Source organism: Stenotrophomonas maltophilia (assembly GCF_013464485.1).
Lineage (GTDB): Bacteria > Pseudomonadota > Gammaproteobacteria > Xanthomonadales > Xanthomonadaceae > Stenotrophomonas > Stenotrophomonas maltophilia_AW.
Genome location: NZ_RAUX01000031.1, coordinates 66306 through 79731, shown reverse-complemented (window position 1 = coordinate 79731; position 13426 = coordinate 66306). Strand labels below are relative to the sequence as shown.

14 protein-coding genes and 1 tRNA gene are annotated in these 13426 nt (G+C 66.7%); 13 read left to right on the top strand and 2 right to left on the bottom strand.

Translation table 11 applies throughout. The features are described from left to right. The first annotated feature begins 10 nt into the window (after nt 1-10). From fabD to D7Y61_RS14230, 10 genes are all read left to right on the top strand, one after another. Entirely contained in the window at nt 11-955 is a 945-nt protein-coding gene (fabD, locus tag D7Y61_RS14275) for an ACP S-malonyltransferase (RefSeq protein WP_180866955.1), read from the top strand. Between the two features lie 82 nt (nt 956-1037). After that, entirely contained in the window at nt 1038-1781 is a 744-nt protein-coding gene (fabG, locus tag D7Y61_RS14270) for a 3-oxoacyl-ACP reductase FabG (RefSeq protein WP_107230029.1), read from the top strand. Between the two features lie 152 nt (nt 1782-1933). Then, complete coding sequence (acpP, locus tag D7Y61_RS14265) at nt 1934-2173, top strand: acyl carrier protein (RefSeq protein WP_005415509.1); 240 nt, start codon at nt 1934-1936, stop codon at nt 2171-2173. Between the two features lie 143 nt (nt 2174-2316). Continuing rightward, nucleotides 2317-3579, top strand: coding sequence for a beta-ketoacyl-ACP synthase II (gene fabF / locus D7Y61_RS14260; protein WP_180866953.1), 1263 nt, complete (start codon nt 2317-2319; stop codon nt 3577-3579). 192 nt (nt 3580-3771) lie between these two features. Then, nucleotides 3772-5136: an aminodeoxychorismate synthase component I gene (locus D7Y61_RS14255; protein WP_180866952.1), complete on the top strand. Its 1365-nt coding sequence runs from the start codon at nt 3772-3774 to the stop codon at nt 5134-5136. A gap of 157 nt (nt 5137-5293) precedes the next feature. Continuing rightward, a complete protein-coding gene (gene mltG / locus D7Y61_RS14250; RefSeq protein ID WP_180866950.1) occupies nt 5294-6355 on the top strand; it encodes an endolytic transglycosylase MltG in 1062 nt (353 codons plus the stop codon). Beyond that, nucleotides 6352-7017, top strand: coding sequence for a dTMP kinase (gene tmk, locus D7Y61_RS14245; RefSeq protein WP_106549827.1), 666 nt, complete (start codon nt 6352-6354; stop codon nt 7015-7017). Before mltG ends, tmk begins: the two co-directional genes overlap by 4 nt. Continuing rightward, nucleotides 7014-7970, top strand: a complete 957-nt coding sequence (locus D7Y61_RS14240) for a DNA polymerase III subunit delta' (protein ID WP_180866948.1) — start codon at nt 7014-7016, stop codon at nt 7968-7970. The genes tmk and D7Y61_RS14240 overlap by 4 nt, the downstream gene beginning before the upstream one ends. Next, on the top strand, nt 7967-8320 hold the full coding sequence (locus D7Y61_RS14235; protein ID WP_004146965.1) for a PilZ domain-containing protein: 354 nt from the start codon (nt 7967-7969) through the stop codon (nt 8318-8320). Before D7Y61_RS14240 ends, D7Y61_RS14235 begins: the two co-directional genes overlap by 4 nt. Nucleotides 8321-8436: 116 nt before the next feature. Next, a tRNA-Val gene (locus D7Y61_RS14230) sits at nt 8437-8511 on the top strand. 84 nt (nt 8512-8595) lie between these two features. Here D7Y61_RS14230 and D7Y61_RS14225 read toward each other — a convergent pair. Both D7Y61_RS14225 and D7Y61_RS14220 read right to left on the bottom strand, forming a co-directional pair. Beyond that, on the bottom strand, nt 8596-9159 hold the full coding sequence (locus D7Y61_RS14225; RefSeq protein ID WP_180866947.1) for a hypothetical protein: 564 nt from the start codon (nt 9157-9159) through the stop codon (nt 8596-8598). 52 nt (nt 9160-9211) lie between these two features. Then, on the bottom strand, nt 9212-9619 hold the full coding sequence (locus D7Y61_RS14220) for a hypothetical protein (protein WP_180866945.1): 408 nt from the start codon (nt 9617-9619) through the stop codon (nt 9212-9214). A 563-nt stretch (nt 9620-10182) separates the two neighbouring features. On the opposite strand from D7Y61_RS14220, the gene D7Y61_RS14215 reads away from it, so the two are divergent. From D7Y61_RS14215 to D7Y61_RS14205, 3 genes are all read left to right on the top strand, one after another. Continuing rightward, a complete protein-coding gene (locus D7Y61_RS14215) occupies nt 10183-10563 on the top strand; it encodes a tautomerase family protein (protein WP_180866944.1) in 381 nt (126 codons plus the stop codon). A gap of 206 nt (nt 10564-10769) precedes the next feature. Then, nucleotides 10770-11156: a DUF2946 family protein gene (locus D7Y61_RS14210; protein WP_180867039.1), complete on the top strand. Its 387-nt coding sequence runs from the start codon at nt 10770-10772 to the stop codon at nt 11154-11156. Nucleotides 11157-11284: 128 nt separating this feature from the next. Beyond that, nucleotides 11285-13423: a TonB-dependent receptor gene (locus D7Y61_RS14205; RefSeq protein ID WP_180866942.1), complete on the top strand. Its 2139-nt coding sequence runs from the start codon at nt 11285-11287 to the stop codon at nt 13421-13423. Nucleotides 13424-13426: the final 3 nt, after the last annotated feature.

The window sequence follows — 13426 nt, the reverse complement described above, 5'->3', positions numbered from 1 at the left end:
GGATGACCGCGTGACCGTATCCACCCTCGCTTTTGTCTTCCCCGGCCAGGGCTCGCAGTCTGTGGGCATGGTGGCCGAGCTGGCTGAACTGCACCCGCAGGTGCGGGAGGCCTTCGCCGAGGCATCCGATGGTGCCGGCGTCGATCTGTGGGCGCTGTCCCAGGGTGGCCCGGAGGAAATGCTCAACCGTACCGAATACACCCAGCCGGCCCTGCTGGCCGCAAGCATCGGCGTGTGGCGCGCCTGGAACGCCGTGGGCGGTCCGCGCCCGTCGGTGCTGGCGGGTCACAGTCTCGGCGAGTACACCGCGCTGGTCGCTGCTGGCGCGCTGAGCCTGCATGACGGTGCCCACCTGGTGCGCCTGCGCGGGCAGCTGATGCAGGAGGCCGCGCCGGCCGGTGTTGGCGCCATGGCCGCCGTGCTGGGCGCCGAAGACCAGCTGGTGCTGGACGTCTGTGCCGAGGCGGCAGGTAGCCAGGTGGTGGTGCCGGCCAACTTCAATTCGCCGGGCCAGATCGTGATCGGTGGCGACGCCGACGCAGTCGACCGCGCACTGGCGCTGCTGGCCGAAAAGGGCGTGCGCAAGGCCGTGAAGCTGGCCGTGAGCGTGCCCTCGCATACCCCGTTGATGCGCGAAGCCGCCAACCGCCTCGCCGAAGTGATGGCGGGCCTGTCCTGGCAGGCGCCGCAGCTGCCGGTGGTGCAGAACGTCGACGCCAAGGTGCATGACGGCGTCGATGCCATCCGCACCGCGCTGGTGCAGCAGCTGTACCAGCCGGTGCAGTGGACCGGGTGCGTGCAGGCGCTGGCCGGCCGTGGCATCACCCAGGTTGCCGAGTGCGGCCCGGGCAAGGTGCTGACCGGCCTGGTCAAGCGCATCGACAAGGCCATCGACGGCCGTTCGCTGGCCACGCCGGGCGACTTCGAAGCCGCCCGCGAGGCATGGTCGGCCTGACCTTCCCTGTTCCTGCCGACCGTACCGGTGGCCGCTGCAAGCGGTCCGGGCGCGGCGGCCGCTCCCGCCTGAGGAAAACATCATGAGCAAGCCCCTGCAGGGTGAAATCGCACTGGTCACCGGTGCCAGCCGTGGCATTGGTGCCGCCATCGCCGATCTGCTGGCCGCCCAGGGCGCCACCGTCATCGGCACCGCCACCACCGAATCCGGCGCCGCCGCGATCGGTGAGCGCCTGGCCGCCCACGGTGGTCACGGCCGCGCGCTGAACGTCACCGACGCCGCCGCGCTGGACAGCGTGCTGGATGGCATCGCCAAGGAATTCGGCGCGATCTCGATCCTGGTCAACAATGCTGGCATCACCCGCGACAACCTGCTGATGCGCATGAAGGACGAGGACTGGGCGTCGATCATCGACACCAACCTGACCAGCGTGTTCCGCACCAGCAAGGCGGTGATGCGCGGCATGATGAAGGCGCGCAAGGGCCGCATCATCAACATCGCATCGGTGGTGGGCGTGACCGGCAATGCCGGCCAGGCCAACTACGCGGCCGCCAAGGCCGGCATCATCGGCTTCAGCAAATCGCTGGCCAAGGAAATCGGTTCGCGCGGTGTCACCGTCAATGTTGTCGCACCTGGCTTCATCGACACCGATATGACCAAGGCGTTGCCGGAAGAAGCGCGTACCGCGCTGATCAACGACATTGCCCTCGAACGCCTGGGTTCGCCGGAGGACATCGCCCATGCGGTGGCCTTCCTGGCCAGCCCGGCTGCCGGTTACATCACCGGCGAAACCCTCCATGTGAACGGTGGCATGTACATGCCGTAAGCAAGGGGCGCAGGGATTGCGCCGCAAGTGGTTGATCTGCTGAGGTTTTTGCTGCGATGCAAGGCCGCGCCGGTTTCCACTACACTATCCCACGGCCATCGCCTTTGATGGCGACCACTTTTGAACCACAACTCCATCTGGAGCGAGATCCCATGAGCACCATCGAAGAACGCGTCAAGAAAATCGTCGTCGAACAGCTTGGCGTCAAGGAAGAAGAAGTCACCAACAGCGCATCGTTCGTCGATGACCTGGGCGCTGACTCGCTGGACACCGTCGAGCTGGTGATGGCCCTGGAAGAAGAATTCGAGTGCGAGATCCCGGACGAAGAAGCCGAGAAGATCAGCACCGTGCAGGCCGCCATCGACTACATCAAGGCCCACGTCAAGGCCTGATGTCAGACGGCAGTGCGCGCGCGGGCTCACGCTCGCCGCGCACCGCACCCCATGGGGCCGCTGTTGCGGCCCCGTGTGTTTGAGCATCACACCGAAGCAAACCGTGTTGCCCGTTGAATCCATCCGGGCCAGGAGAATCAGCAATGAAGCGTCGCGTCGTCGTAACCGGCCTGGGTATCGTCTCGCCGTTGGGCAATGATCTGGCCAGCAGCTGGGAAGGCATCACCCAGGGTCGTTCGGGCATCGGTCCGCTGACCAACGTTTCGGATGCCTACCTGGATCGGTTCACCACCAAGATTGCAGGTGAGGTCAAAGGCTTTGACATCACCGCCGACAACGAACTGTTCGGCAAGTACCGGGTCAGCGGCAAGGATGCCAAGAAGATGGACCCGTTCATCCATTACGGCCTCGGTGCCTCGTTCATGGCCCTGCATGACTCGGGCCTGGAAATCACCGACGCCAATGCCGAGCGCATCGGCGCCATCGTCGGCGCCGGCATCGGCGGTCTGCTCGGCATCGAAGAGCAGACCATCGAGTTCCATGAGGGCAAGAAGATCTCGCCCTTCTACGTGCCCAAGACCATCATCAACATGCTGCCGGGCCAGCTGAGCATCATCAGCGGTCTGAAGGGCCCGTCGTTCTCGGCGGTGTCGGCGTGCGCGACCTCGAACCATTCGATCGGCACCGCGATGCGCATGATCCAGTACGGTGATGCCGACGTGATGGTGGTCGGTGGTGCCGAGCGTGGCTCCTCGCCGACCGCACTGGGCGGCTTCTGCGCGATGAAGGCCATGAGCACCCGCAACGACGCTCCGGAACAGGCCTCGCGCCCTTGGGACAAGGACCGTGACGGCTTCGTGCTGGGCGACGGCGCCGGCATCCTGATCCTGGAAGAGTACGAGCACGCCAAGGCGCGTGGCGCGAAGATCTACTGCGAACTGGCCGGCTTCGGCGCCAGCTCCGACGCGTACCACATGACCGCCCCGAGCGAGAACGGCGAAGGCGCCGCGCGCTGCATGGCCATGGCCATGAAGGACGCCGGCGTGACCCCGGAACAGGTCGGTTACCTCAACGCGCACGGCACCTCCACGCCGCTGGGCGACCTGGGCGAGACCATGGCGATGAAGACCGCCTTCGGCGACCACGCCTACAAGATGATGGTCAGCTCCACCAAGTCGATGACCGGCCACCTGCTGGGCGCTGCCGGCGGCGTGGAAGCGATCTTCTCGGTGATGGCGCTGCAGGACAACGTCATTCCGCCGACCATCAACCTGGAACAGCCGGGCGAAGGCTGCGACCTGGACTACGTGCCCAACGAAGCACGCCAGGCCAAGGTGGACGTGGTGATGTCCAATGGCTTCGGCTTCGGCGGCACCAACGGCACGCTGATCTTCAAGCGCGTCTGACCGGTGCGGTAGGTTGTAGAGTCGACTGTTAGTCGACTGCTCTTCGCGGGAAGCCAAATTCCCGCGCTGCGCGCGATAGTCGACTAACAGTCGACTCTACCGTTCGGCGTCCGGAGAATCGGATCAACGCCGTGCACCACGGAGGCCGCCGCAAGGCGGCTTCCGTGCATCTGAACCCCTGACCTGGCCGCCATGACCCACGCACCGCTGATCCACCCGCTGCCGCACCCGATCGATCTGCTGGCCTTGCAACAGGACGACCCGGCGCGTTTCCCGCTGCTGATGGAATCCACGGCCTCGGGCACCGCCCAGGGGCGCTGGAGCCTGCTGCTGGCCGCGCAGGGCGCTGGCCTGCGGCTGGACGCCGATGGCCAGGTGCGCGACCTGCACGACGACGTGCAGCCCGGCACGTTCCTGCAGGCACTGGACCGTGCCTGGCAGCATGAACGCCTGCCGCATGATGGCAGCCACAGCCTGCCGTTCCGTGGCGGCTGGGCGCTGATGCTGGATTACGAAGTGGCCAGCCAGATCGAACCGGTGCTGCCAACACGTCCGCGCGAGGACGGCCGCCCGACTGCGCTGGCACTGCGCTGCCCGGCAGCGGTGCTGCACGACCATCACAACGATGCCAGCTTCGTCATCGCCGAAGCCGGCGAGCAGGCGCTGCTGGACGCGCTGGTGGCACTGGCTTCGGCTGTGCTGCCCGAAGCCGGGCAAGGCTGGCAACCGCCGCAGTCGGTCGGCGAAGACGCGCCGCAGCGCTTCACCGACGGCGTGCGCCGGGTGATCGAATACCTGCGCGCCGGCGATGTGTTCCAGGTGAACCTGTCGCGGCGCTGGAGCGCACAGTTCGCTGCGCCGGTCAGCCCGCAGGCGCTGTATGCGCAGCTGCGTCGTGCCAACCCGGCGCCGTTTGCCGGGCTGTTCAGCGCGCACGGCCGCCATGTGGTCAGCTCCTCGCCGGAGCGGCTGGTGTCGGTGCATGCAGGTCATGCGCAGACGCGTCCGATCGCAGGTACACGGCCACGCTTCGAGGGCGACGATGATGCAGCGCGCATCCAGGAACTGGTCGGCCACCCCAAGGAGCGCGCCGAGCACGTGATGCTGATCGACCTGGAGCGCAACGACCTGGGCCGCATCTGCCTGCCCGGCACCGTGGTGGTGGATGAACTGATGACCGTGGAGAGCTACGCGCACGTGCACCACATCGTCAGCAACGTCAGTGGCCATCTGCGCCCGGAGGTCACGCCCGGCGAGGTGATCGCCGCCACCTTCCCGGGCGGCACCATCACCGGCTGCCCCAAGGTGCGCTGCATGCAGATCATCAGCGAACTGGAGCAGGTGCCGCGCGGTGCCTATACCGGCGCGTTCGGCTGGCTGAACCGCGATGGCGACCTGGACCTGAACATCCTGATCCGCACCGCCGAAGTGGATGGTCACGAGGTGAGCTTCCGCACCGGCGCCGGCATCGTGGTGGATTCGGACCCGGACAAGGAACTTGACGAGACCCGCGCGAAGGCCCGCGGCCTGCTGCGCGCGCTCGGCCAGCAGGGGTAGACATTCTCCGGTAGTGCCGGCCGCTGGCCGGCAACCTCATCCCCCACGGTGGGTGCCGACCTGGGTCGGCGCGGATGCGGGTGTCTGCCACCCCGGTCATGACCCCACACCACCGGCACGGTATCCTGCACGACGGAATCGAGTTCAGAGGTAGTCCATGGCGGGAGCCAAGCGCGGGTGTCTGTTCGTGGTAACGCTGGTGGTGGTGCTGGCCGCCGTCGTGGCCGGCGCGGGCGCGTGGTTCTTCTACCAGCAGACCCGCTTCGCCGATGCCCCGATCACCCCCTCCGCCGAGAGCGTGGTCATCGCCAGCGGCGATGGCATGAACAGCGTGCTGCGCAAGCTGCGCGATGCGGGGGTGGACGAGGGCCAGGACACCCAGTGGCAGCTGCTGGCGCGCCAGCTTGATGCCGCCGGCAAACTGAAGGTGGGCGAGTACGCGCTCAGTGGCGAGCTGACCCCGCGCGAGCTGCTGCTGCGCATGCGCGCCGGCAAGGTGCTGCAGCACCGCGTCACCATCGTCGAAGGCTGGAACATCCGCCAAGTGCGGGCCGCACTCAAGCGCGCCGAACCGCTGGTGCACACCACCGACAGCCTCGATGATGCCGCACTGATGCAGCGCCTCGGATTCGGCGGCCAGCATCCGGAAGGCCGCTTCCTGCCGGAAACCTACGTCTACCAGCGCGGCGACAGTGACCTGGACGTGCTCAAGCGCGCCCACGCCGCGATGGAAAAGGCACTGGATGAAGCCTGGGAAAGCCGCGCGCCGGATCTGCCGATCAACACGCCCTACGAACTGCTGACGATGGCCTCGATCATCGAGAAGGAAACCGCGCTGGCCAGCGAGCGCCCGCAGATTGCCGGGGTGTTCATGCGGCGCCTGAAGATCGGCATGCGCCTGCAGACCGACCCGACCGTGATCTACGGCATCGGCGCTGCGTACGACGGCAATATCCGCCGCCGCGACCTGACCACCGATACGCCCTACAACACCTATACCCGTGCCGGCCTGACCCCGACGCCGATCGCCATGCCCAGCCGCGACGCGCTGATGGCGGCCGCGCAGCCGGCGCCGGGCGACGCGCTGTATTTCGTCGCCGTAGGCGATGGCAGTGGCGCGCACGTGTTCTCGCCCAGCCTGGACCAGCACAACGCCGCAGTGGCCCGCTACCTGCAGCAGCTGCGCCAGCAACGTACCCAGGAGACCCCGGCGCAATGAGTCCCGCGCTGCTTCGCCACCCGCGTTTCGTCAGCCTGGAAGGCGGCGAGGGCGCGGGCAAGACCACCGCCATCAATGCCATCCGCGAGTGCCTGCGCAGCCATGGTCATGAAGTGGTGCTGACCCGTGAGCCGGGCGGCACGCCGCTGGCCGAGCGCATCCGCGGCCTGGTGCTGAAGCCCGATGCCGAGATTGCCGCCGAACCGCTCAGCGCCGAGGCCGAACTGCTGCTGGTGTTCGCTGCGCGCGCGCAGCATGTGCGCCAGGTAATCCAGCCGGCATTGCAACGCGGTGCCTATGTGTTGAGTGATCGCTTCACCGATTCCAGCTATGCCTACCAGGGTGGTGGCCGTGGCCTCGATCCGCAGTGGATTGCCGACCTGGAGCGCCGCGCGGTTGGCCTGCTGCCGGGGCTGACCCTGCTGCTGGATGTGGACGTGGCCGTCGGCCGCGCGCGCGCCAACGGACGCGACCTGTGGCCGGACCGCATCGAAAGCGAACAGGATGATTTCTTCCAGCGCGTGCGCGAAGTGTTCCGCAGCCGCGCGCAGCAGGACCCGCAGCGCTTCGCGTTGATTGATGCGGGTCAGGAGCAGGCACGCGTGGCCGCTGATGTGGTCGCGCGTGTCGAGCGCTGGCTGCAGGACGGGGAGGGCGCATGAGCACGTTCTCGCCATGGCAGCAGCGCGCCTTCGACCAGACCGTGGCGGCACTCGATGCCGATCGTCTCGGTCACGGCCTGCTGATCTGCGGCCCGGCCGGGCTGGGCAAGCGCGAGGTGGCGCTGGCATTGGCCGACCACGTGCTGGCCCGCGGTGACGCCGCGCATGCCACGCGCACGCGCCAGCTGATTGCCGCCGGTACCCATCCGGACCTGCAGCTGGTCAGCTTCATTCCCAACAAGAGCGGCGACAAGCTGCGCACCGAGATCGTGATCGAGCAGGTGCGCGAGATCACCGACAAGCTGGCGCTGACCCCGCAGTACGGCGTGGCGCAGGTGGTGATCGTGGACCCGGCCGATGCGATCAACCGCTCGGCGGCCAACGCGCTGCTGAAGACCCTGGAAGAGCCGCAGCCCGGACGTTATCTGTGGCTGATCAGCAGCGACCCGGCGCGCCTGCCGCAGACCATCCGCAGCCGCTGCCAGCGCCTGGAGTTCAAGCTGCCGCCGCAGCACGAAGCGCTGGTCTGGCTGCAGCAGCAGGGCCACAGCGAGCCGTCGGCGCGTGAGGCGCTGGAGGCCGCGCGCGGCCATCCCGGCCAGGCCGACAACTGGCTGCGCGAAGACGGCCTGAGCCTGCGCCGCGAGGTCGGCCGCGAGCTGGAACAGCTGGCCGCCGGCAAGACCGGTGCGGTGGAGCTGGCGCAGAAGTGGTGCGGCGATGACAACGCGGCGCTGCGCCTGCGCTTTGCCGCCGACCTGGCGCTGGCCCAGGCCAGCACCGATGCCTTGACCACGCCGGAGCGATTGCACAAGCTTGCAGCCTGGTTCGATGCGGCCAACCGCACCCGCGACCTGCTGCGCACCACAGTGCGTGCAGACCTTGCCGTGGTCGAGTTGCTGCTGGCCTGGAACAGGGTGAACGAGCGGCCTGCCGCAAGGGGAAATCGATGAGTGCCAGCAACGCCCGCCAGGGCATCCTGTCCCTGGCTGTGAAGGACAAAGCCGCGCTGTACAGCGCATACATGCCGTTCGTGAAGAATGGCGGCATCTTCGTGCCCACGCCCAAGCGCTACTTCCTGGGCGACGAGGTGTTCCTGCTGCTGACCCTGCCCGATTCCAGCGAGCGCCTGCCGGTGGCCGGCAAGGTGATCTGGGTGACCCCGGCCGGCGCGCAGGGCAACCGCACCGCCGGCATCGGCGTGCAGCTGGCCGACGGCGCCGAAGGCGAGGGCGTGCGCCACAAGATCGAGACCCTGTTGGCGGGCCTGACCAGCTCGGACAAGCCGACCCATACGATGTGATTCCGGTAGCGCCGGGCCATGCTCGGCGACGACCTCGAAACACGCGTGAACACGAATGTGAAAAACTGTTGACGGCCTCTGAAAAGCCCCTATAATGAGCGGCTCAGCAACACACCGGGCGGTTAGCTCAGCGGTAGAGCATTGCCTTCACACGGCAAGGGTCACAGGTTCGATCCCTGTACCGCCCACCATGTTGCAGAACGAAAGAAGCCTCCAGCAATGGGGGCTTTTTTGTTGCCTGCGATCCAGCAGATCAGCCGAATGCGCGCACCGCCTCAACCGTGTTCCTCCAGCAGTTCCCGCGCAATCATCGCCGTAGCATCCAACAGGTCGTGGCCGCTACCGGCCTGCACTACAACCGCCAGCAGACTACGGCCCACCTCTGCATTGCCGCTGGTCAGTTCCATCTCGCCTTCAAAGCACAGATCGGCCAACCATTCATGGGCCTGCTGCAGCCCACGCCTGCGGACGCGGCGGAACTCCGCGAGCAGCTTCGTTTGCCCGGCCTCCTGCTCACCCTCGGCCAGCAGGCCAATGGCACCGCCGTGCGCTGCGCGCCAGATGGCTGGCAGTGGGCGACCGTTCGCATCCACCACATCCGCCGAGAACTGGGCGCAGTACATTTCGTAGCGTTTGCCCGCCGTACTGCGGGGCACGATGCCGGCCTCGGCGAGCAGGCGTTCGGCTTCATCCAGTTTGCTGAACTTCAAGCGCAGCAGTGCAGGGCGGCTCAGTTGTTGTGCCAGCGCCTGCTGGTTGGCGGCGAACCATACGTTCCAGCCTACGCTTGCGCGGCCTTCCAGAGCGGCCTTGAAGTACTCCAGGTGTTCGGCGTCCATTGCGGTCTCCTGCGTTCCCTGCGCGATTGTAGCGGGCGGGCATGCGGGCCGGTCAGGCGTCGCCGTCCGCGAGACAATGATGCGCCTCACGCACCAGTTGTCGCGCGGCCACGATCAGTCCATCAGTGTGGAAGGCACCCAACTGCTGGTCCGGGCCACCCTCGGCGCGCGCTCGATCGCCCGCCTGCAGCAGGTCGAGCAATGCACTGAGCCCGGACAGCGAGCGGCGCAGTGAGGCGTGATTGCTGGCGCAAAGGGTGAGGCTGCTGCACGGTTGTCCGTCATCGCCGTCGGCATGGTTGATGGCATTGAGGCAAGTGAAGAAGGCAGGCGGCTGCACGGGCAGATTCTGTTCGTGCAGGGCGCACTCGATCTCGCGTGCGAGACCTTCGGGCACGTCGGCGGTGATGTCGCCGATCAAGGCGAATAGGCGGGGATGGACGGCGGTGCGGTTGGTCATGGCGAAACCCTCACTGGCGTGAAGCCACCTTCCCGAGTGAAGGTGGCGGACGGTGCGGGTTGGCGTACCAAGGCTGAAAGGCTCACAGGGAGAAAAGGCCCGGCGGATCTTCCGATCCCCACGCACCGCCCGCCATTGAAGGCAATCGGTGCATTCTCTTTGCTGCGATCGATATCGCAACATCCTGTGAGCCTGTTCGGTTATTCGAGACGCCAATCCCGACCAAGGCAACCTGCCTCGGCGAGGCGATCATCGATTCGTGCAAACACCGAAGTCAGTGAGGAAAGTTGCAAGTACGCCCGGCAGGAGCCGGCGTTTCCGGATCTGTGCAGCCCAGCACTCACTCCATGTGCGCCCCATCCTCCATGGCGCAACCCGCCGCCCGCGCCTGAACCGGATTGCGCCGCTCCACGGTCGTCTCCACGTGGCAATCACGTCATCCGGCGTGGCACTACCGAATGTGCCATCCATGAGAGCAGACGTTCCATCCCTGCGCTGTCCCACCGCCCCGTGCAGGCGTAGTCTCAACCCATTGCCGTGCCCATCCACGCTGGAGCCCCGTCATGCCGCTCGCCCGCATCGATCTTCGCAAAGGCAAATCCGCCGACTACCTGCAACGTGTCGGTGAAACCATCTACCAGGCCATGCGCGCGGTGGGGGTGCCGGAAAACGACCGCTTCCAGATCTTCCAGGAACACGCGCCCGGCACGCTGATCTACGACCCCGGCTACCTGGGCGTGGACCGCACCGACGATTTCATCTGCATCCAGATCACCTGGAACGAAGGGCGCACGTTGGAGCAGAAGAAGGCGTTGTACCTGGGCATTGCCGAGGGCCTGCACGCGGCTGTGGGCATCCGCCGCGAAGATGTGTTCATCAATCTGGTGGAAGTGAAGAAGGAAAACTGGTCATTCGGTAATGGTGTGGCCCAGTACGTGAGTTGATGGGCGAGGGCCCCCACGCATGGCGTGGATCTGCAGAGCGCTGGGGCAGGGCATGGCCATCGAGCTGGCCGGCCGCACAGGCCTGCGTCACCGTGTCGCAGGGGGTAAACCCTGAACGGGGTCCAAGGTTGGCTGCGGGCCCGTAGAATGGCCGCGTGCGTCATTCTGTCCTCCACCGCCGGTTCCAGGCCCTGGCTTGGCTTGCCCTGCTGCTGGTGCTGCTCGCCCCGCTGGTGAGCCGCTGGCTGGCGCACGGGCACGTGGCCGCGTCGGAGCCGGTGGCGGCAATGGATCATTCCCAGCACGCACAGCACGCGATGGAAGGCCATCACGACCACCACGCGATGGCGATGCCGCACGGCGAATCGACGCCGAAGCCGGCTGCCGATCCACATGCCGATCATGAGATGGGTGTGGATTGCGATTACTGCCTGATCGCAGCGCGGTTGATCACACTGTTGGTGGCGGCATTGTTGCTGCTGGTGCCGATGGCCGCGGTGTGCCGCGCGCTGCGCGGTGCGGTGTGCGCGTTGCCACAACGCGTCAGTGGAACGTTGGGGGCGCGTGGGCCGCCGGCCTTGATGGCCGTCTGAGACCTGCGCGTACGCCGTTGGATTGATTCTTCCGAGCTGCCAGGCATGGCCTGGCACTACTGCGTGCGCGCTTCCCGAACTCCTTGAGCTGCCCCGCACTGCGGGGTGGCCTTGCATGCCGTGAAAAAATGAAAACGAACCCCAACTCCGCGCGCCTGCGCCGGGCGGCGCTGACTGTTGCCTGCGCGCTCTTGCTGCACTCCACTTCTGCCCTTGCTGCCGACGCGGCACCACCGACCACGCTGGAGACCGTACGCGTGATCGATACCCGCAGCGGCGAGCTGTCTTCCACCGCCAGCGCAGGCTCTGCGTTGGGCCTGAGCGTGCTGCAGACACCGGCCAGCCTGACGGTGATTTCGCGCGAGCAGCTGGAGCAGCGCGGCGACAGCAACCTCAACGATGCGATCAGCCGGGCAGGTGCGATCAGTGCCATGCCGCACCCGGGCAATGGCCTGAGCGCGCTCTCCAGCCGCGGCTTCACCGACGGTGCCTCGGTGATGCGCCTGTACGACGGGCTGCGTCAGTACGGCGGCGTGGGCATCACCTTCCCGTTCGATACCTGGTCGATCGAGCGCATCGAAGTGCTGCGCGGGCCGGCGTCGGTCATCCATGGCGACGGTGCGATCGGCGGCGTGATCAACATCGTGCCGAAGAAGCCCTCGCGCGGTGCCATCGAAAACGAGATCAGCGTGACTGTGGGCAGCGAGGACACCGCGCGCCTGGGCTTCGGCAGCGGCGGTGCGCTGACCCCGGACCTGGCCTATCGGTTGGATATGAGTGGCAACTACAGCGGCGGTTGGGTGGACCGTGGTCGCAACAACGATGCGACGTTCTCCGGCGCGCTGCTGTGGCAGCCGCGCGCGGACCTGCAGCTGACCCTCACCCATGCGCAGGGCTACCAGCAACCGATGCGCTACTTCGGCACGCCGCTGGTCGAGGGCCGCCAGCTGGAGGCGCTGCGCCACCGCAACTACAACGTGGACGACAGCCAGATCCGCTATCGCGACCGCTGGACCCAGCTCGATGCGCTGTGGGCGCCGAACGCGAACGTGGAATGGCGCACGCGCCTCTACCAGATCGACAGCCAGCGCGATTGGCGCAATGCCGAAGCCTATGTCTACAACCCGCGCACCGGCCTGATCGACCGCTCGGGCAACACCCAGATCACCCACAACCAGGACCAGACCGGGCTGACCTCGACGCTGCGTGTGCAAGGGAATGTAGGCGGCCTGGCCAACAATTTCGCGGTGGGTCTGGACGCAAACCGTGCGCATTTCAAGCACACCAACAACACCTATGCGGGCAGCTCCGGCCCGGTCGATCCGTTCCATCCGGTGCCGGGCCAGTTCGCCAGCGACGCGCCGAACCTGCCGCGCTACCGCAATCGTGCCGAGCAGTACGCGCTGTTCGTGGAAGATCGGTTGGCGCTGAGCGAGCGCTGGTCGGTGCTGGGTGGGCTGCGCCACGACCGCGCGCGCATCGACCGTACCGATCTGATCAGCGGCCAGAACGCGTTCTCGAAGACCTACAGCAGCACCGGCTGGCGTGCAGGTACGGTGTTCGCGCTGCGGCCGACGCTGAGCCTGTATGCGCAGTACTCGCAGGCAGCAGACCCGGTCAGTGGGCTGCTGATGATCAGCCCGGCCAACGGCGCCTTCGACCTGGCCAAGGGCCGGCAGATCGAAGTGGGCCTGAAGCAGGCCTTCGATGGCGGCGAGTGGACGCTGGCGGCGTACCGCATCCGCAAGACCGGGCTGCTCAGCCGCGATCCGCTGGTACCGGATCGCCGGGTGCAGGTGGGCGCGCAGACCTCGCGTGGTATCGAGGCGTCGTTGAACTGGAACGTCGCGCCGCACTGGACGTTGGATGCCAACGCCACGGTGCTGAAGGCCGAGTTCGAGGACTTCCTGGAGATCACCGGTTCGCCGCCGCTGCTGGTGTCGCGCGATGGCAACGTGCCGCCGAACGTGGCCGAACGCCTGGCCAATGTGTGGTTGAGCTGGCAGTTCGCACCGGACTGGAGCGCGGCGGGTGGCGTTCGCTATGTCGGCAAGCGCTACGCAGACAATGCCAACACGCTGGAGTTGCCCAGCTACAGCACCACTGACCTGGCGCTGACCTGGCAGGCAGCACCGCGCACGCGATTGTCAGCGCGCCTGTTCAACGTATTCGACAAGGCGTACTACGCCACCGCGTACTACACCAGCACGCAGTGGCTGCTGGGCGCGGATCGTCGCGTCGAGTTCACCGTCGACCATCGCTTCTGAGGA